This window comes from Adlercreutzia sp. DFI.6.23, assembly GCF_024462535.1.
GTDB lineage: Bacteria > Actinomycetota > Coriobacteriia > Coriobacteriales > Eggerthellaceae > Adlercreutzia > Adlercreutzia rubneri.
In genome coordinates, this window is sequence record NZ_JANGBP010000861.1 from 1 (window position 1) to 286 (window position 286).

The 286-nt window shown below is 66.4% G+C and carries 2 protein-coding genes; both read left to right on the forward strand.

Annotated features, from left to right (window positions below; translation table 11 throughout):
- Positions 1–89, forward strand: an 89-nt coding sequence (locus NE591_RS15780; RefSeq protein ID WP_305145291.1) for an aspartate 1-decarboxylase, incomplete at its 5' end; no start/stop codon positions are given.
- Positions 90–254 carry a hypothetical protein gene (locus NE591_RS15785; RefSeq protein ID WP_256157167.1) on the forward strand — a complete coding sequence of 55 codons (165 nt, stop codon included), beginning with the start codon at positions 90–92 and terminating at the stop codon, positions 252–254.
- The last annotated feature ends 32 nt before the right edge of the window (positions 255–286 follow it).

Consider the following 286-nt stretch of genomic DNA (forward strand, 5'->3'; position numbering starts at 1 on the left):
TCGACAACGGCAACCGCTTCGAGACCTACGTAATCGCCGGCGAGCCGGGAAGCGGCATGATCTGCGTGAACGGCGCGGCGGCCCACTGAGTGGAGCCGGGGCACAAGGTCATCATCATGTGCTACGCGCAGATGACCCCCGAGGAGTTCGCCGATCCCGACAACGCCCCGCGCGTGGTGTTCGTGGATGACGACACCCGCTTCGGCCGCGTCACCCGCTACGCGAAACCCGGACGTTTGGAAGATATGCAGTAGCGACTCCTCGGGGGGGCGGGACCACGGGGCAC